Source organism: Bacillus toyonensis BCT-7112 (assembly GCF_000496285.1).
GTDB lineage: Bacteria > Bacillota > Bacilli > Bacillales > Bacillaceae_G > Bacillus_A > Bacillus_A toyonensis.
This window is the reverse complement of record NC_022781.1, coordinates 2,497,944-2,518,770: the sequence shown is the minus strand read 5'-3', so window position 1 is coordinate 2,518,770 and position 20,827 is coordinate 2,497,944. Positions and strand designations below refer to the sequence as shown.

General features: G+C 36.9%; 20 protein-coding genes and 1 pseudogene. 13 read left to right on the top strand and 8 right to left on the bottom strand.

The window, feature by feature from the left end:
* Positions 1–14: 14 nt before the first annotated feature.
* The 3 genes from cwlJ to hemQ all read right to left on the bottom strand — a co-directional run bounded on the left by cwlJ (position 15) and on the right by hemQ (position 2,984).
* Positions 15–437, bottom strand: coding sequence for a cell wall hydrolase CwlJ (cwlJ, locus tag BTOYO_RS13015; RefSeq protein WP_000538166.1), 423 nt, complete (start codon positions 435–437; stop codon positions 15–17).
* A gap of 328 nt (positions 438–765) precedes the next feature.
* Positions 766–2,037, bottom strand: a complete 1,272-nt coding sequence (locus BTOYO_RS13010) for a serine hydrolase (protein ID WP_000722862.1) — start codon at positions 2,035–2,037, stop codon at positions 766–768.
* A 203-nt stretch (positions 2,038–2,240) separates the two neighbouring features.
* Positions 2,241–2,984: a hydrogen peroxide-dependent heme synthase gene (gene hemQ / locus BTOYO_RS13005; RefSeq protein WP_001287596.1), complete on the bottom strand. Its 744-nt coding sequence runs from the start codon at positions 2,982–2,984 to the stop codon at positions 2,241–2,243.
* Positions 2,985–3,263: 279 nt separating this feature from the next.
* Here hemQ and pta point away from each other — a divergent pair, with 279 nt between their 5' ends.
* A complete protein-coding gene (pta, locus tag BTOYO_RS13000; RefSeq protein WP_000067215.1) occupies positions 3,264–4,235 on the top strand; it encodes a phosphate acetyltransferase in 972 nt (323 codons plus the stop codon).
* Positions 4,236–4,284: 49 nt separating this feature from the next.
* Here pta and lipL read toward each other — a convergent pair whose 3' ends face one another.
* Both lipL and BTOYO_RS12990 read right to left on the bottom strand, forming a co-directional pair.
* Positions 4,285–5,130, bottom strand: coding sequence for an octanoyl-[GcvH]:protein N-octanoyltransferase (gene lipL, locus BTOYO_RS12995; protein WP_000071939.1), 846 nt, complete (start codon positions 5,128–5,130; stop codon positions 4,285–4,287).
* A 151-nt stretch (positions 5,131–5,281) separates the two neighbouring features.
* Positions 5,282–5,974 carry an RsfA family transcriptional regulator gene (locus tag BTOYO_RS12990; RefSeq protein ID WP_000868366.1) on the bottom strand — a complete coding sequence of 231 codons (693 nt, stop codon included), beginning with the start codon at positions 5,972–5,974 and terminating at the stop codon, positions 5,282–5,284.
* Positions 5,975–6,401: 427 nt separating this feature from the next.
* Between BTOYO_RS12990 and BTOYO_RS12985 the strand changes: the two genes are divergently transcribed.
* The 6 genes from BTOYO_RS12985 to BTOYO_RS12960 all read left to right on the top strand — a co-directional run bounded on the left by BTOYO_RS12985 (position 6,402) and on the right by BTOYO_RS12960 (position 12,415).
* Positions 6,402–6,626, top strand: coding sequence for a YuzB family protein (locus tag BTOYO_RS12985; protein WP_000526075.1), 225 nt, complete (start codon positions 6,402–6,404; stop codon positions 6,624–6,626).
* 313 nt (positions 6,627–6,939) lie between these two features.
* On the top strand, positions 6,940–7,995 hold the full coding sequence (locus tag BTOYO_RS12980; RefSeq protein ID WP_000388290.1) for a FecCD family ABC transporter permease: 1,056 nt from the start codon (positions 6,940–6,942) through the stop codon (positions 7,993–7,995).
* Complete coding sequence (locus BTOYO_RS12975; RefSeq protein WP_001260585.1) at positions 7,992–9,008, top strand: FecCD family ABC transporter permease; 1,017 nt, start codon at positions 7,992–7,994, stop codon at positions 9,006–9,008. The genes BTOYO_RS12980 and BTOYO_RS12975 overlap by 4 nt, the downstream gene beginning before the upstream one ends.
* 15 nt (positions 9,009–9,023) lie before the next feature.
* Entirely contained in the window at positions 9,024–9,836 is an 813-nt protein-coding gene (locus BTOYO_RS12970) for an ABC transporter ATP-binding protein (RefSeq protein ID WP_000212075.1), read from the top strand.
* A gap of 189 nt (positions 9,837–10,025) precedes the next feature.
* Positions 10,026–10,964, top strand: a complete 939-nt coding sequence (locus tag BTOYO_RS12965) for an ABC transporter substrate-binding protein (protein ID WP_000787722.1) — start codon at positions 10,026–10,028, stop codon at positions 10,962–10,964.
* 146 nt (positions 10,965–11,110) lie between these two features.
* Entirely contained in the window at positions 11,111–12,415 is a 1,305-nt protein-coding gene (locus BTOYO_RS12960) for an HD domain-containing protein (RefSeq protein WP_000262735.1), read from the top strand.
* A 39-nt stretch (positions 12,416–12,454) separates the two neighbouring features.
* Here BTOYO_RS12960 and BTOYO_RS12955 read toward each other — a convergent pair whose 3' ends face one another.
* Positions 12,455–12,640 carry a 2-hydroxymuconate tautomerase gene (locus tag BTOYO_RS12955; protein ID WP_001147171.1) on the bottom strand — a complete coding sequence of 62 codons (186 nt, stop codon included), beginning with the start codon at positions 12,638–12,640 and terminating at the stop codon, positions 12,455–12,457.
* Between the two features lie 109 nt (positions 12,641–12,749).
* On the opposite strand from BTOYO_RS12955, the gene BTOYO_RS12950 reads away from it, so the two are divergent.
* Positions 12,750–13,424, top strand: a complete 675-nt coding sequence (locus tag BTOYO_RS12950) for a site-2 protease family protein (protein WP_000372440.1) — start codon at positions 12,750–12,752, stop codon at positions 13,422–13,424.
* 25 nt (positions 13,425–13,449) lie between these two features.
* Positions 13,450–13,959 carry a YwhD family protein gene (locus tag BTOYO_RS12945; protein WP_000136676.1) on the top strand — a complete coding sequence of 170 codons (510 nt, stop codon included), beginning with the start codon at positions 13,450–13,452 and terminating at the stop codon, positions 13,957–13,959.
* A gap of 35 nt (positions 13,960–13,994) precedes the next feature.
* On the opposite strand, the pseudogene BTOYO_RS12940 reads toward BTOYO_RS12945, so the two are convergent.
* A pseudogene (locus BTOYO_RS12940) lies at positions 13,995–16,045 on the bottom strand (transglycosylase domain-containing protein).
* Between the two features lie 100 nt (positions 16,046–16,145).
* The gene (locus BTOYO_RS12935) at positions 16,146–16,871 is read right to left on the bottom strand and encodes a glycerophosphodiester phosphodiesterase (protein ID WP_001039753.1); all 726 of its coding nucleotides are present in this window, start codon (positions 16,869–16,871) and stop codon (positions 16,146–16,148) included.
* 151 nt (positions 16,872–17,022) lie between these two features.
* Here BTOYO_RS12935 and BTOYO_RS12930 point away from each other — a divergent pair, with 151 nt between their 5' ends.
* The 4 genes from BTOYO_RS12930 (at position 17,023) to speB (ending at position 20,704) form a co-directional block, all read left to right on the top strand.
* Positions 17,023–17,430 carry a MerR family transcriptional regulator gene (locus BTOYO_RS12930; RefSeq protein WP_000276559.1) on the top strand — a complete coding sequence of 136 codons (408 nt, stop codon included), beginning with the start codon at positions 17,023–17,025 and terminating at the stop codon, positions 17,428–17,430.
* Between the two features lie 5 nt (positions 17,431–17,435).
* Positions 17,436–18,599, top strand: coding sequence for an MFS transporter (locus BTOYO_RS12925; RefSeq protein ID WP_000444237.1), 1,164 nt, complete (start codon positions 17,436–17,438; stop codon positions 18,597–18,599).
* Positions 18,600–18,785: 186 nt separating this feature from the next.
* On the top strand, positions 18,786–19,613 hold the full coding sequence (speE, locus tag BTOYO_RS12920) for a polyamine aminopropyltransferase (RefSeq protein ID WP_000424693.1): 828 nt from the start codon (positions 18,786–18,788) through the stop codon (positions 19,611–19,613).
* Positions 19,614–19,831: 218 nt separating this feature from the next.
* Positions 19,832–20,704, top strand: coding sequence for an agmatinase (gene speB, locus BTOYO_RS12915; protein ID WP_001209829.1), 873 nt, complete (start codon positions 19,832–19,834; stop codon positions 20,702–20,704).
* The last annotated feature ends 123 nt before the right edge of the window (positions 20,705–20,827 follow it).

Genomic DNA, 20,827 nt, shown 5'->3' with positions numbered 1-20,827 from the left:
CTCATTTTCATTCCCTAATATACGCTTGGACAGTCTCCGGCAGATGGCTGGAAGAAGCAGTGCTTTTTAAAGCGACCAGAATTTTGTTGGTCATACCAAGTTGGCGGACAAGGACCTTCAGGCCTAAAAAACCATAAGGCAAAGTTAGCGGGCCAAAAACGTTGTCCTTGAATGGTCCGTCTTGCTAATGCGATATCTTGCTCCCTCGCTCGCTGATAAAAATATCCTTTTTGAGTTGCCTCAAAACCACCAGGATTTTGATAAACCATTTGACGTAAATTACGTATCCTTTTAAAATCTAAACAATTTCCACGGACACGATTTACCCCAACGTTTCCGACCATTAGCATTCCTTGTTGCCCTTCTCCTTCGGCTTCAGCACGCATCAGTCTAGCTAATAACTTTACATCTTCTTCGTTATAAGCAATAACACCCATTATGTGTCACCTCTCTTTGTGGAATACCTTTTGGAAAGAGGTTTATCCCGCATTAATGGGCAGTAAGACTCCCACCTTGAAATTTGGCTGGAGCAAAGAAGGTGGGTGGGAGATCAAACTGCCCCTAAACGCCCGATTGGTGAAGGCTAATAATCAGTGGGGGATGAACAAAACCCCCACTGATTAAAGTTTCACTTTATCTCTAGATGAAGTGTGGAACAATTACTAGTTCATACGTATGAGGAAAAGGACTCAGATATGACAACCAAACGAAGTTTTACATTGAGAGAGGAAAATAAAAAAGCTAGCGTGTGCTAGCTTTTTATCATTAAAATATTTTGGACCATAAGTTTGAGAAGAAATCACCAACGGAACGCATTGTTAATACGAACCAATTTGCTTTTTCTACTTCTTCTGTCGTTTTTGCAGCAACCTTCATGCTCTTATTTCCATCTAAGAAACCATATTTATCAGTTGATTCTAAAACGATGGAACCCACCTTTGTATCTTTCTTAATAGGAGCAATTAAATGTCCATCTTCAGCGAGTGACTTATCTGCTTCAGTAGAAATTTTGTAAGGTGACTTGTCACCCTTTTTCGCAATTACTGTTATTTCTTTTTCAGGTGCAACAGTTACTTGATCTGCTTTCCCTTTTACTACAGAGATTGTATTATTTTTATCAATTTTCAGCTTTTGTTTTTTGAAGCTATTAAATCCATATTCAATTAATGCACGAGATTCTGTGAAACGTTCGTCCATTGATTTTGTCTTAATAATAACGGAAATAAGACGTAAATCACCACGTTTTGCTGTAATAGTGAATCCATATCCAGCCGTATCAGAACTTCCTGTTTTCAAACCATCTGACCCTTCATAAGCGAAAGCAGCACCTGGTAACATCCAGTTCCAGTTTTCCATACGAATTGGCTTCGGATGATTATCCGGGAAGTTTCTAAATCTTTGTTTTGTATCCTCTAGCATTTCTGGATACTTTGTAATAATTGTTTTTGAAAGAATACCCATATCGCGAGCTGACATGGAGTTTTCTCCATTCGGATCAGTTCCTTCAGGATGTTTCCCTTTTAAATCAGCGTTATTTAACCCAGTAGCGTTTACAAATTTATATTTCTTTAACCCTAGTTTTTTTGCATGGTCATTTGCAAGATTTAAGAAGTTTTTTTCGCTTCCTGCAAGAAGTTCTGCTAAAGCAATACTAGATCCATTCGCAGAGAAGATAACGATAGAATGATATAATTCTTTTACAGTATATTGACGTCCTTTTTCAAACGGTACGTTAGAGAATTCGTTATTACGAGAGACTTCATAAGCATAATCAGAAATATTTACTTTTGTATCCCAAGTAATTTTCCCTTCTTTAATTGCCTCTAAAACAGCATAAACAACAATTAATTTTGACATACTAGCGATAGCTAGTAATTCATCTGGATTTTGCTCATGCAGTATTTTTCCTGTATCTGCATCAAATAGAAGTGCAGCGGCTGCCTCAATATGTATTTTTTCTTCCGCATGGGATGTTGTTACTACTAAGGAATAAATTGACAATAAAAGCAATAGTAAAATAGACAAGATTTTCTTCATATAGATTATCACCTTCGCATCGGTATTTAGCATATAGCTCGTATCATTTTAGCATAATTTTATATATAAAAAGGTTACAATTTTACAAGAAATTTGAAAAGAATTTGTCGATTTTTGTTCAAATTTGCGGAGAAAAGAAGTTTTTTGAGGAGAAATATAGAGGATAATAAAAAAAGGAACGAAATTCGTTCCTTTTTCACTATTTATATGTGTAAAAATTTTTCTACTTTTTCGTTCGGTAAAATGTTTCCAACGAAAAATGTTCCGAATTCACCATAACGAGCACTTACTTCATCGAAGCGCATTTCATATATAAGTTTCTTAAATTGAAGAACATCATCAGCGAATAATGTTACGCCCCACTCGAAATCGTCGAATCCGACTGATCCTGAAATAACTTGGCGTACTTTACCTGCGTACTGTCGACCAATTTTACTATGACTGTACATCATTTTTTTACGTTCTTCCATAGGAAGCATGTACCAGTTGTCATCACCTTGGCGACGCTTGTCCATTGGATAGAAGCAAATATGATTTGCTTTTGGTAATTCAGGATATAAGCGAGCTAAAATTTGTGGGTTTTGGTATGGATCTTCATCAGCTGGAAGATAGTTGCTTAGTTCAACAACAGATACGTAAGAATATGCAGGAACCATATATTCAGCTAATGTTGTTTTATTTAATTCTGTTTCAATTTCATTTAATTCTTCCATTGTTGGACGTAAAATCATAAGCATAATATCAGCTTTTTGACCAACAACTGTATACATTGCGTGACTACCTTTTTTTGCAGTAGCTACTTCGTTCCATTTTTCAACGACATTTAAAAATTCAGACACAGCTTGTCCGCGTTCGTCGCTAGATAATGTTTTCCATGCAGCCCAATCAATAGAACGTAAATCATGTAGACAATACCAGCCATCTAACGTTGTTGTTGCTTCACTCATTCTATTCACCTCAGTTAATGATAGTTTTACACGTTAACTATAGCATATATAGTTTTAAAATCATCTATATAAAGTTCCGGCACATAAAATTGTCATATTTATATTTATTAGAAATCGGGAGAAAATAAGGCTTAAGTAGGACGTATTTTTCGGCTGAATTTTATGAAAATATAATCATTTTCATTTTATCTATTTTTTGGGAGCTATAAGTTTAAAATATAGAGGAAAAGCAGTATTCTTAAAGATAGAGTTTTTTAACATATGTAGGAGGGTTTATTCGTGAGCAACTTATTTACAACAGTAAAAGAAAAAGTTCAAGGAAAAGGCATTTCTATCGTACTTCCTGAAGGAACTGATGAAAGAATTTTAGGCGCTGCAGAGCGTTTAGCAAAAGAAGAGTTAGTAAAACCAATTTTAGTTGGTAATAAAGAAGAAATTAGCGCAAAAGCTGCTAGCATGAATTTAACATTAGCAGGCGTTGATATTTATGACCCAGCTACATACGAAGAAATGGATGCAATGGTAGCATCTTTCGTTGAACGCCGTAAAGGTAAAGCAACTGAAGAAGACGCTCGTAAAATCCTTAAAGACGAAAACTACTTCGGTACAATGCTTGTATACATGGGCAAAGCACATGGTTTAGTAAGTGGTGCAGCTCACTCTACAGCTGATACAGTTCGTCCAGCACTTCAAATTATTAAAACAAAACCAGGCGTTACAAAAACTTCTGGCGTATTCATCATGGTACGCGAAGAAGAGAAATATGTATTCGCTGATTGCGCAATTAACATTGCACCAAACAGTCAAGATTTAGCTGAAATTGGTATTGAAAGTGCGAAAACTGCTGAACTATTTGGCATTGACCCACGCGTTGCTATGTTAAGCTTCTCTACAAAAGGTTCTGCGAAATCTCCAGAAACAGAAAAAGTTGTAGAAGCAACTCGCATTGCAAAAGAAATGGCTCCAGAATTAACTTTAGATGGAGAATTCCAATTCGATGCTGCATTCGTACCATCTGTAGCTGAGAAAAAAGCTCCAGGTTCTACAATTAAAGGTGATGCTAACGTATTCGTATTCCCAAGCTTAGAAGCTGGTAATATTGGCTACAAAATCGCTCAACGCTTAGGTAACTTCGAAGCAGTAGGACCGATCTTACAAGGTTTAAACATGCCTGTAAATGATCTATCTCGTGGATGTAACGAAGAAGAAGTATACAAGTTAGCTTTAATTACAGCAGCTCAAGCACTTTAATTCTATAATGAATTGCTATGAAAAATGACCACCCTTAGGGTGGTCATTTTTATTTTTCTAAGCCAAGTGCTTTATTATTACGATCAATAATACGCTGTAAATTCGTCTCATATAAAGGAACTTCATCTACTGTTAATTGAGATGGTGTTAACTTTGGAGCGAATTGCTGTAATGTTTTTAAAAGACGCATCATTAAATCTTGTACTGTAATTGTTTCACCAAGTAATTCTGAGAGTGAGGCCATTGTACTCGGTACAATTTCGGGATACGTGAAGCGTGTTTCTTCTCCTTGAATTGCTACATTGTAAAAGTCGCGAACAAGCGCAGCGCGTTCCGATCCGCTTCCTGTAGCACATAAGTAAATTTGTACAGCAACCCCACCGCGAATACGGCGCTGAGAAATACCTGCGAATTTTTGGTCGCGAATACTTAAATCATAGCTACCAGGACAATAAGAACCAACAATTTCTTTTGCCTCGATTGTAACGTCGTAATCTTTTAACATTTCCTTAATTAAATGCCACATTGTATCGTATCCCAGATCAATATCGATACCTTTTTCTGTTTCTTGGAATAAAAGTGATACGTTTAACACACCTTCATCAAGTACGACCGCAAGTCCACCGGAATTACGAACGATAACATTGAAGTTGTTTTCTTTTAAAAAGGAAATACCTTCTTCTAAGTGTGGTAGGCGTGAATCTTGAATGCCGAGAACGATTGTATTGTGATGAACCCAAGAACGCATTGTTGCAGCGGATGCGCCATTCCCAATACTTGTGCATAATGTGTCATCCATTGCGAATGATTGCAAGGCATGGAATGTCGGTCCTAAACTAGACTGATCTACAATACGCCACTCTGGCTGAGATAAAATTGAACGGGAATTGCTCATATAACTAACCCCTTATCTTTAAAATGACAATCTCTATTATAGCAAAAAATGATGAAAGGAGTTTTCCCATATATAAAGAGAGATTTTAAAGTAAAAGAAGCGTGTGTGCTTGAAGTGAAATAATAAAAAGGATGCATTGCATGCATCCTTTTTATTCTGCAATTTTTTCTAAATTACCGTTTCGATCCATTCGGAAAGAAGTTTGCGAACGTTCCTCATCATCCATTACTGCTAATTTACGAGCGCGGTTCATAATATTCATAAGTGTTTCGTAATCCTCTTGTACAGTATGAGATTGTTGTTCTAATTTTTCTAGTTTCTTTTCTAGTTCTTCATTTCGCAAGATTTGTGATTTAATTTCTTGTTTCAATCTCGTATTCTCGTTTTCAAGACCGGTTACTTTTATATTTGAAGATCCAACAGTTTGTAAAAAGTAAATAACATCTTGCATTGTGATAGAGCTTTTTACAGCAGGGATAGTAGGCTCTTGATATAGACTAGCTTCTTTATATTGTACAGTTGTTTCCTCTTGTACTAGTTCTTCATAATCAGTTATCGCTCCTGAAGCTGGTGGTGTATAAAGTAAACGTTTTTTCGCTTGTTCACCGCTCGCAGCACGCATTTTATCTTTACGATGTTTTTTTGCTAGTTGAAGAGCCTGCTCATAACTATAGCGAACAACGGCATTCCAGCGGAAACCACAAGCAGCGGATGTGCGATTTAACTGATCTCCTACCTCCTCAAATGCATTTAATTGCGTACTTCCTTCTCTAACATGGCGAAGTACCGTTTCAGCAAGTAATAAATCATCCTCGTCTGTCCAAGCATCTTGTCTTACTTTCATAGATTCAACTCCCTTTCTTTTTATGAACTTCCTATTTTTATAATGGGCAAAAAAATGTGCTTTTATACAAAGCTTTTAAAAATATGGTAGATTTCGATGAAAGGAATAAAGTGAAACTTTAATCAGTGAAAGTTTTTTCCGTCTCCCGCTGATTATTAGGGGTTTTTACGGGCAGTGGATTTTCTACCTAACTCTCTCTCATTCGCCGAATTTTAAGGCGGAAGTCTTACTGCACGCAAACAGCGGGATAAATTTTGCCAAGAATGATGGAAGCTTCTGTAGGAGAGCATAAAAATATGTAGCTTTATATGAAGGAAAGAGCGTCGCAAGGAAACTTGCAACGAGCTTAAAAGAGCGGTAAAATACCATTTAGTGTTTATTTTTAAATGTACTTGAGAAAAGTTTAAAATAGAGGAAGTGTTATATAATGGGAAACGAATTTCGTGTGTGCGATGATTGTCAGGCAACGAACGTTAAAACGTTAATTCCGAAGTTAAAAAAAGTAGATTCATGTGCAACGATTGAAGTTGCATGCCAGTCTTACTGTGGTCCTGGTCGTAAAAAATCATTCGCATTTGTAAATAATCGTCCAGTTGCAGCTCCAACAGAAGATGAATTAATTGTAAAAATTGAAGCAAAGTTAAATAAGTAAGAAAAAGAAGAGTGAACAGACTACTCTTCTTTTTTTATACCCATAAGAAGAATGAGTTATTCTATGGAAGCTTAATTGGTTATTACTGATAGTCAGTGACAGATGGACATCAACTGTTCATTACATTGTCAATTTATATGAATTTGTATTTCGAAATAATGGTTGACAGCCTTTTGAAGCGGTGGGTAGAATAGAAAGTGTCTGATTCTGATAATCATTATCAAGAATAAGCCAATTCACCTATTTTTTTATTACTATTTGAGAATAAATTTCATTTTATTAAATATATGTTGTTGGTTAGGATGGTTGAGGGATGGAAGCGAGCGCAAGGAGTGTAGAACAACAAGATGAGAGTGTTAAAGAGATTAAGAGCAGGCCGCTCATCGCTTCTATTATTTTAGTAGCGGGTACAATTTTGTTAGCTTTAAGCATGGCAGTTTCTATTTCGTTTGGCGCGGCAGATATTAGTTTAAAGACTGTATGGCAAGCTGTGTTTCAGTTTGACGGATCTATTACGCATCATAACGTAATTCAAGAACTTCGCATGCCTAGAGCAATAGGGGGCGTAGTTGCAGGTGCCTTTTTAGCAGTATCAGGAGCAATTATGCAAGGTATGACGCGAAATCCACTTGCATCACCATCGTTAATGGGGATTACAGATGGCGCTGTATTCGGGATTGCAATTATGTATGCATTCTTCCCTAATTCACCTTATTTAATGTTTGTTATCGCATCTTTTATTGGAGCTGCGTTTGGCGCAAGTATTGTATATGGAATTGGGTCTTCTTCACCAGGTGGATTAACACCTGTGAAATTAGCTTTAGCAGGTGCAGCAATTAGTGCTTTATTAGGGGCAATTTCATCTGGAATTGCGCTGTATTTCAATCTTGCCCAAGAGGTGAGTATGTGGAATGCAGGCGGAGTTGCTGGAGTGAAATGGCAAAGTATTAATATGTTAGTGCCAATTGGTCTAGTTTGTCTCTTTATTGCAATTATGATGTCGAGGTATATTACAATCTTGAGCTTCGGTGAAGAAATTGCGATTGGACTTGGTCAAAATACGACATTAATTAAATTTATCGGAACAGTACTTGTTCTTGTGTTAACAGGTTCTGCAGTTTCTATGGCAGGGTCAGTTGGGTTTGTTGGTCTTGTAATTCCACATATGACTCGTTTCCTAGTAGGCTCAGACTATAGATGGGTTATTCCATGTTCTGCAGTCTTAGGTGGATTGTTAATTGAGTGTGCAGATATGTTATCTCGCGTTATTAATCCACCATTTGAAACGCCAATTGGAGCAATTACAGCGCTAATTGGGGTTCCATTCTTCCTCTACTTAGCACGTAACGAAGGGAGAGGAAAAATGTGAGGACGAGCATTTTAACAAAAAAGAACGTTTCTGTTTTAACAATTTTAGTAGGATTAATCATTTCTATATTTCTTATTAGTTTAAATACAGGAACTTTTAAAATACCACCAATGGATGTATTAAAGTCATTGGTTGGACTCGGGGCTGAAGATCAGTCAGTTATTTTATTTGAATTTCGTATGCCGCGTATGGTTATCGCTATATTAGTAGGATCTGCGTTAGCCATGTCAGGTGCAATTCTGCAAGGACTATCAAGAAATCCACTTGCTGATCCAGGTATTATAGGTATTAACGCTGGAGCGGGATTAACGGTTGTTATATTCGTCTACTTTTTCTTTGGAAAAGTTGGGACAGGTACATTTTTATCTGTATTTATCCTTCCATTTTTCGCCCTAGTTGGTGCGATATTAGCGGCAGTTATTATTTACTTATTAGCATGGAAAGACGGCGTTTCATCGACTCGATTAATACTTGTTGGTATTGCCGTTGCGGCTGGATTTGGTGCCGTTAGTTTAATTTTCTCTATGAAGATGACATCTAACGATTTTCGTTTTGCTACGATTTGGTTAGCAGGAAGTCTCTGGGGTACAGATTGGAAATTCGTATTAAGTGTACTTCCATGGATGGTTATTTTCTTACCGCTTGCTATTAGTAAAGCACACATATTAAATGTAATGAATTTAGGCGACTCTACAGCTGTTGGCCTTGGTGTAAACGTAGAAAAAGAAAGACGTAAATTATTATTTATTGCAGTTTGTTTAGCTGGTGCATCTGTTGCGGTGGCGGGCGGAATAGGTTTTATCGGTTTAATGGCTCCTCATTTAGCGAGACGCCTTGTTGGTGGTAAACATCAAATCATGTTACCAACTGCAGCATTAATAGGAACGTTCTTGCTTTTATTTGCAGATGTAATTTCAAGAAGTGTGTTGCCAACTTCAGAAATACCGGTCGGTCTTGTTATTTCTGTAATTGGTGCACCATATTTCATATATTTACTTATGAGGACAAAATAAAGGGAGGCTTTTTGTATGGCAACTTTAGCAGTTGATTCGGTATCTGTTGGCTATAATGAAGGATTAATTATTGATGGATTAACAGTTGAAATTCCGGAAGGAAAAATTACAACGATTATTGGACCAAATGGTTGTGGGAAATCCACATTATTAAAAACGGCTTCTCGTATTTTGAAGGCGAAAAAAGGTACTGTTTATCTTGATGGAAAAGCAATTGAGAAACAGCCAACGAAAGAAATCGCAAAGAAAATGGCGATCTTACCACAAACTGCAGAAGTGCCAACAGGCCTTACTGTGTTTGAACTTGTTTCATATGGACGTTTTCCTCATCAAAAAGGATTTGGAACATTGAAAGAAGAAGACTATCGCTACATTCATTGGGCACTTGAAGTGACGGGAATGACAGAGTTCGCAAATCGTTCAGCAGAAGCCTTATCAGGTGGTCAACGTCAACGGGTATGGATTGCGATGGCTCTTGCACAAGGAACAGATTTACTTGTATTAGATGAACCAACGACATATTTAGATATGGCACATCAACTTGAAGTATTAAACTTACTGAAGAAATTGAACCAAGAAGAAGGTAGGACAATTGTGATGGTTATTCACGATTTAAATCATGCTTCTCGTTTCTCTGATCATATGATTGCATTAAAAGCAGGTAAGTTAATGAAACAAGGAACGCCAGATGAGGTTATGACAAGTGAAACACTTCGTAACGTGTTTGAGATTGAAGCGCAAATCGTTCCATGTCCAGTAAACTGTAAACCGATTTGTTTAACATATGATTTAGCGATGATTAGTAATCAATTGCGTAAAAAAGCATAAGTAGAACCCCCTCGTAAAGAGGGGGACTTCTAATGGACGTTGAGCTTCTTACTTATAAATGGGAAGTTGAACGCCCGTTAGAATGGGTCATTAACAACGGTTAATAAATATATATTGATTAATTGTTATTTTTGTTTCTTATAGTTCATCCTAAATTATAAGATAAATACAGCCAGAAGGAGTGGGAACATGAAGAATTTTAAAATGGCACTATTAGCAATGGTACTAGTGGTTACTTCTGTACTATTTGCAGCTTGTTCTAACAAAGAAGAAGAAAAGAAAGCAGATGCGAAGACTGAAGAGCGCACTGTAAAACATGCAAAAGGGGAGATTAAAATCCCTGCAAATCCAAAGAAAATTGCTGACCTTAGTGGTTCAACAGAAGAATTATTAATCTTTGGTATGAAACCAATTATTACAGCTAATACATCTCAAGAAAAAATTGATGCACATATTGCAAATAAATTAAAAGACGTTAAACCAGTTGGTTCTGCTTGGGGCGATAAAATTAACATCGAAGCAGTAGCTGCTGCAAAACCAGACTTAATTCTTGTAAATAATCGTCAAGAAAAGATTTACGATCAATTATCTAAAATTGCACCAACAGTTATGTTAAACACTCCATTAGATCAATGGCGTCCAAAGTTTGAAGAAGTAGGCCAAATTCTTGGTAAAGAGAAAGAAACAAAAGAATGGTTTAAAAAGTATGATGAAAAAGCAAGCAAATTACATGATAAAATTATCGCTAAAACTGGTGATGCAACATTCATGAAAATGGCTGCATATCCAAATGCATTCCGTGTATATGGTGACTACGGTTACGGTAGCGTAATCTTTAATGATTTAAAATTACCAGCAGTTAAAGGTACACCAACTGATAAACCATTAGTACAAGTACAAAAAGAAGCTTTAATCGATTACAACCCAGATTACTTATTTGTATTTACAACGGGTGACGGTTCTCAGCGTCTAAAAGAATTCCAAGAAGAATCAATTTGGAAAAACATGAATGCTGTTAAAAATAACCACGTATTTACAATTAAAAATGAAGATCTAAACAAAGGTTACTTCCCACTAGGAAAAGAAATGATCTTAGATGAAGTTGCTGAGTTCGTTTTAGGAAAATAATGTATAAAAAGAAATCGCTTTTACTTCGGTAAAGGTGATTTTTTCTTTATATAAGGGCAATTAATACAGTCTTTCATTTCTTTCTGTTTCCTATTTCGTTTATAATATATAGTAAGAATGCAGTAAAGAAAGGGGGATGTCGAAAAGTGGTATATTTAAACGACAAACTCAGCGAAACAAAAGTGTTTAAAGACCCAGTACATAAATATGTGCACGTGCGTGATCGTGTTATTTGGGATTTAATCGGAACGAAAGAATTTCAACGCTTGCGCCGTATTAAGCAGCTTGGAACAACATTTTTTACATTTCACGGTGCAGAGCATAGTCGCTTTACTCATTCGTTAGGTGTATATGAAATTATTCGTCGTATGATTGATGATGTGTTTGATGGCAGACCGAACTGGAATGCTGAAGATAGATTGTTATGTTTATGTGCGGCATTACTTCATGATGTCGGTCACGGCCCATTTTCTCATTCGTTTGAAAAAGTATTTTCATTAGATCATGAGAAATTTACGCAAAAGATTATCGTAGGAGATACGGAAATTAATCGTGTATTAAGTCGTGTGGATAAGGACTTCCCGCAAAAAGTGGCAGATGTAATTGCGAAAACATCTACTAATAAATTAGCGATTAGTATGATTTCAAGTCAAATTGATGCAGATCGTATGGATTATTTATTAAGAGATGCTTATTTCACAGGTGTAAAGTACGGGAACTTTGATATGGAACGTATATTGCGTGTCATGCGTCCGTATGGGAATCAAGTAGTTATTAAAAATAGTGGTATGCATGCTGTTGAGCATTATATTATGAGCCGTTATCAAATGTATTGGCAAGTATATTTCCATCCGGTAACGCGCAGTGCAGAAGTTATTTTAACGAAGATTTTACACCGTGCTAAATCATTGCATGAGAAGTATTATGCGTTTAAAAATCATCCTGTTCATTTCTATTCTTTGTTTGAAGAAGAAGTGACAGTAGAGGATTATTTAAAGCTAGACGAGAACGTAATGTATTATTACTTCCAAGTATGGCAAGACGAAGAAGATCCAATTTTAAGTGACTTATGCCGTCGTTTTATGAATCGAAATCTATTTAAATATGTAGAGTTTACAGATAAGCACGGTTTAGATAATTGGATGGAGCTAAGCAGCTTATTTAAAAAGATTGGACTAGATCCAGAGTATTATTTAGTTGTTGATTCAACATCGGATTTACCATATGACTTTTATCGCGCAGGAGAAGAGGAAGAGCGTCTGCCAATCTTACTCCTTATGCCGAACGGGGAACTTAGAGAGCTTTCACGTGAATCGGATATTGTTGAGGCGATTACGGGGAAGAAGAGAACGGACCAAAAGTTATTCTATCCGCATGATTTAATCTATGAAGATGGAAGAAAAGGAAAATATAAAGAGAGAATTATCGAGTTGTTAGAAGGCAAAAAATAAGAAGCAGCTAATGGCTGCTTCTTATGAAAGAACTTGAAATTATTTGTCGCTTAAGCGTTTTCCGCCAACTGCATAATGGTTTTTAGACATTTCTTCGATGAAAACAACGATGTTTTCTTCAGGAGCACCAGTTGTTTCGCTTACTGCTGCTGTTACTTTCTCAGCAAGAGCTTTCTTTTGTTCCTCTGTGCGTCCTTCTAGCATTTTCACTGTTACGTATGGCATGTACAATCGCTCCTTTTATGTAAGTTACACTCTTATTATAGCGGATTATGGGGAAGAACAATCGGAAAAAAATAATTTCTTTTTTGACATATTGAAGAGGAGATGAAGTATGGATCAGTTATTTAGATATCCATTGCACGAAATTCCGTTAGTAGCAATGGCGATTATTATTGCACTATCCGTTCATGAATTTGCACATGCATATGTGGCATATAAATTTGGGGACGATACAGCGAAAAAACAAGGACGTTTAACGTTATCACCGATGGCCCATTTAGATCCTATCGGGATGATTGCAGTATTAATTCTTGGATTCGGTTGGGCAAGACCGGTGCCTGTTAACCCGTATAACTTTAAAAGACCACGTCTTGCAGGGATATTAGTTTCTATTGCAGGACCGATTAGTAACTTAATTTTAAGTGCGATTGGTTTAATTATTTGGTATAGCTTATTAACATTTGGCGTACTAGACTCAATTCCATTTGCAGTAGCAGATACATTAGGTCGATTCTTCCAAATTTTTATTATGCTTAATATCGTTTTACTTGTATTTAACTTATTACCGATTCCGCCACTTGATGGATATCGCGTTGTGGAAGATTTAGCACCAGCAAATATTCGTGCGAAAATGACACAGTATGAAAAATATGGAGCAATTGCGTTATTAATTCTTGTTATTACACCGCTTAGCAATTACACAATTCAACCTATTTTCAATGTTGTCATTCCGTATGTATTCGTATTTTTACAAAGTATCATTGCGCCTATTTTTGGGCTTTTATAATTTTTAAGTGAGGAGGAAGTTACATATGACAGAGAAAAAGAAGAAAATCGGTTTTAATATCGTGAAAAATGATTCAACAGATGGACATGGTGGATTTGGTGTTGGGGCATTAAGCTTAGAAAACATTTCACCTGTATTTGTTGATGTACTAGAGAAAACTGCATTCGTTGATATCGGTGCGATGCATGCGCGTAGTACGGTAGAAAAAGGAATTAAGTTTTTAACAAATAAAGATGACGTTCCAAACGGAAAACCATTTTGGCTTGTTTGGGTAACAATTGAAAGAACACCGAACGGTGCTTATTACGCAGGGGTAACAGCTTGTGAAATGACAGTAGACCGTGAAATTCGCCGCGGATATAAATCACTTCCAGAGCATGTAAACAAAATGGATAAATCATTGAAGCGTCACATTATGGTTGAACATATGGATGAATCTTCTAAAAAAGTACTTGGTACGTTCTTGAAAGAACATAATGAAGCGATTTGGAACGAGTCTAGTGAAGAATTGCGTCATGCATTATTAAGTGAATAAAAAAATAGCTGACGGATGTCCGTCAGCTATTTTTTTTACCAAGGAAGATATTTTTTCCACCAACTTGTTTTTTCTTTTCTTCACTTGTTTTTTCAAATTCCTCTTTATCATCGACATGATCCATACAATATTCAGTAGGCTCGGTGCCTTTGGCGAAATACATTTTAACTGAAATTGGACAGTTCTTTGTAGCGATCTTGCCGTTTTCTGGGTTAATATTAACGGCTACGACATCACTTGGTTGTTTAAAATCCTTTTTAGGCTGTCCATCTAAGCCTTTCTCCATCGTATCGGTCCATATTTTTTTCGCATATCCTTGTTCTGCTACGTTTGAAATAGATTTAGGTTGATCGTATCCAACCCATACACCAGTTACAATTTGCGGAGTGAATCCAATCATCCAACTATCGGTTTCAGTAGAACCAGACTTTCCGGCATATGTTCTTGATAGTTTTGATAACATAGATTGACCAGTTACAGCGGCATAACTGCTTAGTTTTTTATTAAACATACCAGTCATCATTTCTTCCATCACAAACGCTTTGCTCTTATCGAGAACTTGTTTGCTCTCCAAATGAGCATCGTATAACATGTTCCCTTCATGATCCATAATACGGCGAATAAAGATAGGTTTTACTTCTTTTCCACCGTTTGCGAACATACTATAAGCATTCACCATTTCAATTGGTTTTACAGGAGACGTACCGAGAGCTAGGGAAGGCACATCTTTTAATGCACTCTTAATTCCGAATTGCTTCGCTGTTTTTGCGAGCGTGTCATCACCTAAAAATAAATTTGTTTTCACAGCGTATATGTTATCAGAGACTGCGAGAGCTTGTGCCATCGTTACGAAATCATCTGCGTAATAATCTTTATAGTTTTTCGGTTTATACTTTGAAACACCGTCACCTAAAGTGAATACAGTGTATTCGCTTTTTAAGCGCGTAGCAGGGGTGAATCCTCGTTCCAAAGCTGCGTAATATAGAAAGGGTTTAAATGTAGATCCAGGCTGACGGACGGCTTGTGTAGCCCTGTTAAATTGACTCGTATTATAATCAGTTCCTCCAACAAGAGCAGCCACTTCACCTGTTTTTGGATTCATAGAGACGAGGGCAGTTTGTATGTTTGCTGTTTCAGGTATATGATCTTTGACAGCTTGTTCTGCTACAGATTGTAACTTAGGATCTAACGTTGTATAAATACGTAAGCCACCTCGTTGTAAGGCTTGCTCATCCAGTCCGATATCCCGAAGAAGAGAAGCTTGTACAGCATCTTGGAAATAAGGCGCAACCTCTGCTACTTTTTTCGTATCAAGCGAGGCAAAAGTTAGCGGTTCCTTTTTTGCAGAAGCTGCTTGCTGCTTCGTAATATAACCTTGTTCTACCATTTCATCTAATATGAGAGATTGACGTCCTTTAGCACGTTCTTCTTTTAAAAAGGGAGAGTAGACACTAGGTCCTTTCGGGATTCCTGCAAGCATACTGGCTTCTGCTAATGTTAATTCTTTTGCTGTTTTATCGAAATATAGACGAGACGCAGCTTCGATGCCATAAGCACCATGTCCGTAATAAATTGTATTTAAATAACCTTCTAAAATATGATTTTTATTATAATTCACTTCAAGGCGGACAGTATACATTGCCTCTAATAGTTTCCGTTTCCACGTTTTATCATGATCTAAATATAGATTACGTGCGTATTGTTGTGTAATTGTACTAGCACCTTGCACTTTTGCCATCGCTTTTAAATCAGCAACAATTGCACCTGCAATACGTTTCATATCGAAGCCATGATGCTTATAAAATCTTTGGTCTTCAATAGAAAGTGTCGCTTCTTTTACATAGGGGGAAATTTCATTAAGAGAGACATTGTAACGCTTTTGTATTTCGTTACTTTGTCCAATAACTGTATCATCATTCGCGTAAAAGACGCTTGTTTGCGGGACTGCGACAGGAGGTGGTCCCATAATTTTCGCAACTATAATAATAACAAAAAAGGAAAAAACGAAAAAAAGAACACAAGAAAACATTACGGTGAAGAAAAGACGTTTATATTTTTTAAGTTTTGGATTCATAGTTTGATTCATCTTTTTCAGCCCCTCATTAATACAAACATTATTGTATTAGTATTGAGGATTTTCATTTATTTTAAACAATGAAATTTTGAAAACAAAAAAGCCCCTTCAATTAAGAAAGGAGCTCAAAGGCACGTGCTGGCCAATCGGTGATGATGACATCTACACCATAATCAATTATCGTTTGTAAATCTTTGTATTCGTTAATTGTATAAGGGCGGAAAACGTACCCTTGTTTTTGTGCTAACTGTACGAATTCTTTAGTTAGTAGCTGAAAGTTTGGATGTAAACCAGTTGCTTCTCTAATTTTTGCTTCAGCAATAGGATCAGCAAGTGGCGTATCATATAAAATTGCCCTTGGGATTTCAGGAGCTATTTCTGCTAATAATGAAACAGAGTCATGGTTAAATGATGAGAATACAATTTGATTAGAAAGATGATATTCACGAACAAGTGCAACAACTTTCTCTTCAATATTTGGGTAGTGAATCACATCTGTTTTTAATTCGATATTTAGTTGTAAGTTCGTTGTGGAAAGCCAGATGAAAACTTCGCGTAACGTTGGGATTTTTGCTTCATGGAAAGAAGGATCTTTATGGCTACCAGCGTCCAATGATTGTAGTTCCTCTACCGTTTTTTCAGAAACAATCCCTGCGCCATTTGTTGTGCGATCAACTGTTTCATCGTGGATTACGACAAGTTCGCCATCTTTTGATAGATGAACATCAAGTTCAATCCCATGAGCGCCAATGCGTTCAGCTTCTTGGAAGGCGATCATCGTATTTTCTGGATGTGTTCCTTTTACCCCGCGGTGAGCGAAAATAAGTGGTTTATTCATGTGAAAATCTCCTTATCATCTCTTTTCCTTCATTATGAAACCGCTATGAGAAAAATACAATTTATATGAAAAAAATTTACAAAAGTCTAACAGTTGCACAAAAGTTAACGTTAACGTAAAATGTAATAATTGAGTGAAGGGAGGAATAAACATGTATAAAATTGATGAAGTAACAAAGCAAGTTGGTTTAACAAAGCGTACACTTCGTTATTATGAGGAAATTGGTTTAATTCATCCCCCGGAGCGTAGTGAGGGGAACATTCGGCTTTATACGGATGAGGATATTGCAAGAATTAAAAGGATCGTGGAAGCGAAAGAAGTATTAGGAATCACGCTTCAAGAAATGCAACATTTCTTATCGTTAAAAGAAAGAATGGAACAAAGAAGAAATAGCGAGAATCCTCGCGATCGCGAAGTGATTCAAGAAATTAAAGATATGCTTGAGAAACAAGTGCAAACGTTGGATGAAAAAATGGAGCAAATGCAGCGTGTAAAGGCAGAACTTGAAGATAGTTTACATCGTGCAGTGACATTTTTAGAGAGCATAAAAGGAGAATGATTGAAATGGAGAGCAAACAAAAACTAGGGAGATTGATTACAGTGGTGGCTACTTTCCTTGCCTTTTCTGGTATAGGGGTAGTCGATCCAATCTTGCCAATTATTGCTGAGAAAATTGGTGCAACACATTGGCAAGTTGAAATGTTATTTACCGCATATATTTTAACGATGGCAATTATGATGTTACCAGCTGGTATATTCGCATCAAGATTTGGTGATAAGCGCATGATGACAATCGGTCTTGCAATTGTAACTGTATTTGCGTTTATATGCGGTATATCGCAAACGATTGCTCAATTATCTCTTTTCCGTGCTGGATGGGGATTAGGAAATGCGATGTTTTTTGCTACAGCAATGACACTTTTAATAGCATTAAGTAAGGAGGTTCATGAAGCAGTAGGATTATATGAAGCAGCTATCGGTTTAGGAATGGCAGGTGGCCCATTGTTAGGTGGTATATTAGGTGGACATTCTTGGCGTTACCCATTTTTCGCAACGAGTATTTTAATTTTCTTAGCATTTATTTTAGTATTCTTTTTTGTAAAAGAACCGGAGCGAAAAGTGAAGCGTAAAGCAGCGGGCGTAGGTGAATTACTTAACTTGGTGAAATATAAACCGTTTATGCAAGGTGCGATTTCAGGGATGTTATACTACTACGGATTTTTCGTCGTGCTAGCATATTCACCACTTATTATGCATTTATCAGCTATTCAATTAGGTTTTGTATTTTGTGGATGGGGATTAGCGTTAGCTTACGGTTCCGCAATTTTAGCACATAGGCTAGAAGGAAAATATGAACCGAAAACATTGTTAAAAGGTAGTTTACTCGTATTTGCGATTTTCTTAATTGCATTATTCTTTGTGAAAATTATGTGGTTACAAATCGTATTAATTGTCCTATCAGGATTAGCATCTGGTTTAAATAATGCATTATATACAAGCTATGTAATGGATATTTCACCTTATGAAAGATCTGTTACTTCAGGTGTTTATAACTTCGTTCGTTGGTTAGGAGGAGCGATTGCTCCCATTTTATCAGGAGTTATCGGACACACTGTTTCACCACAAAGTCCATTTTTAGTCGGTGGAGTTGTTGTATTAGTTGGTTGCGTTATGATCTTAATTCCGATTCGTAAACCGGTAGAAATAGAGACAAAAGCCCTTTCTTAAGAAAGGGTTTTCTTTCCTATTACAAGACAAACCCTTTCCACATATATGTTAGAACCCTCTGACTAAAATATATTTTCGGTATTTTTGTACTTTTAACTATACATTTTGGATGTTTTGTTTTATTTTTGTTAGGGGACATTAATGATGTCCCTATTATAAATTTGCATTGAAAGGCGTGATTGTACGATGGAACTATGGTTCACTGAAAAACAAACAAAACATTTTGGGATTACGGCACGTATTAACCGCACATTACATACGGAGCAAACAGAATTCCAAAAACTTGATATGGTTGAAACGGAAGAGTTCGGAAACATGCTTATTTTAGATGGCATGGTCATGACAACAGAAAAAGATGAGTTCGTTTATCATGAAATGGTAGCGCACGTACCTTTATTTACACATCCAAACCCTGAAAACGTATTAGTTGTCGGTGGTGGTGATGGCGGTGTTATTCGTGAAGTGTTAAAACACCCAAGCGTAAAAAAAGCAACTCTTGTTGAAATTGATGGAAAAGTAATTGAGTACTCTAAACAGTACTTACCATCAATTGCAGGCGCATTAGATGATGAGCGTGTAGAGGTGAAAGTAGGAGACGGTTTCCTACACATCGCAGAAAGCGAAAATGAATATGACGTAATTATGGTAGATTCTACTGAGCCGGTAGGACCAGCAGTAAACTTATTTACGAAAGGTTTCTACGCTGGAATCTCTAAAGCGTTAAAAGAAGATGGTATTTTCGTTGCACAAACGGACAACCCTTGGTTCACACCAGAACTAATTACAACTGTGTTCAAAGACGTAAAAGAGATCTTCCCAATTACTCGTTTATACACAGCAAACATTCCAACGTATCCAAGTGGACTTTGGACATTCACAATCGGATCTAAAAAACATGATCCACTAGAAGTAAGTGAAGAGCGTTTCCACGAAATCGAAACGAAATACTACACAAAAGAATTACACAATGCAGCATTCGCATTACCGAAATTTGTTGGCGATTTAATTAAGTAAGAGCGTTAAATTGAAATAAATAAAGTGTAAGTAACTCATTTAAGGTGTTTGTCTAGAAGGCTTGAACATGCTAGTTACTTACACTGCTACAAATGAAGTAGTCTTCTTGTGATAACAAGAAGGCCCAGGTAAATCGAGAAAGAGGAGCAGTACGCTCCAAATTTGAGAAATAATGAAAGGTTGGGATACCTTAAGTTCCACATAAGGAGGAAAAGAATATGCGTTTTGATGAAGCTTATTCAGGTAAAGTATTTATTAAAAGTCATCCAAGTTTTGAAGAGTCAAAGGCGGTTATTTATGGGATGCCTATGGATTGGACAGTAAGTTTCCGTCCAGGATCTCGCTTTGGCCCTGCACGTATTCGTGAAGTATCAATCGGTCTTGAAGAATATAGTCCGTATTTAGATCGTGAACTAGAAGAGGTAAAATATTTTGATGCGGGTGATATCCCATTACCATTCGGAAATGCACAACGCAGCTTAGACATGATTGAAGAGTATGTATCAAAACTTTTAGATGCCGGTAAGTTTCCACTAGGTCTCGGCGGTGAGCACTTAGTGTCTTGGCCAATTTTTAAGGCAATGGCAAAAAAATATCCGGATTTAGCAATCATCCACATGGATGCTCATACTGATTTACGTGAATCGTATGAAGGGGAGCCTTTATCCCACTCTACACCAATTCGTAAAGTGTGTGATTTAATTGGTCCGGAAAACGTATATTCTTTCGGAATTCGTTCTGGAATGAAGGAAGAATTTGAATGGGCGAAAGAAGTAGGTATGAACTTATACAAATTTGACGTATTAGAGCCGTTAAAAGAAGTATTACCGAAACTTGCAGGACGTCCAGTCTATGTCACAATCGACATTGATGTATTAGACCCAGCTCATGCTCCTGGAACAGGAACGTTAGAGGCTGGAGGTATCACATCTAAAGAACTATTAGATTCCATCATGGCAATTGCAAATTCAAATATAAATGTAGTTGGAGCAGACTTAGTAGAAGTAGCTCCTGTCTACGACCATAGTGATCAAACACCAGTCGCAGCAAGCAAATTCGTGCGGGAAATGCTGCTCGGTTGGGTAAAGTAAAAGTGAAGCCGACTGTTTAGACCCGGTGACTAAGGTTCTTTCCTGCAAAAGGTGCTTTTTATCTTTTGGCAGGGAAGGTTCTTAGACGCAAGGGGCTAGGAGGCGTAACTGGATAGAAATAAA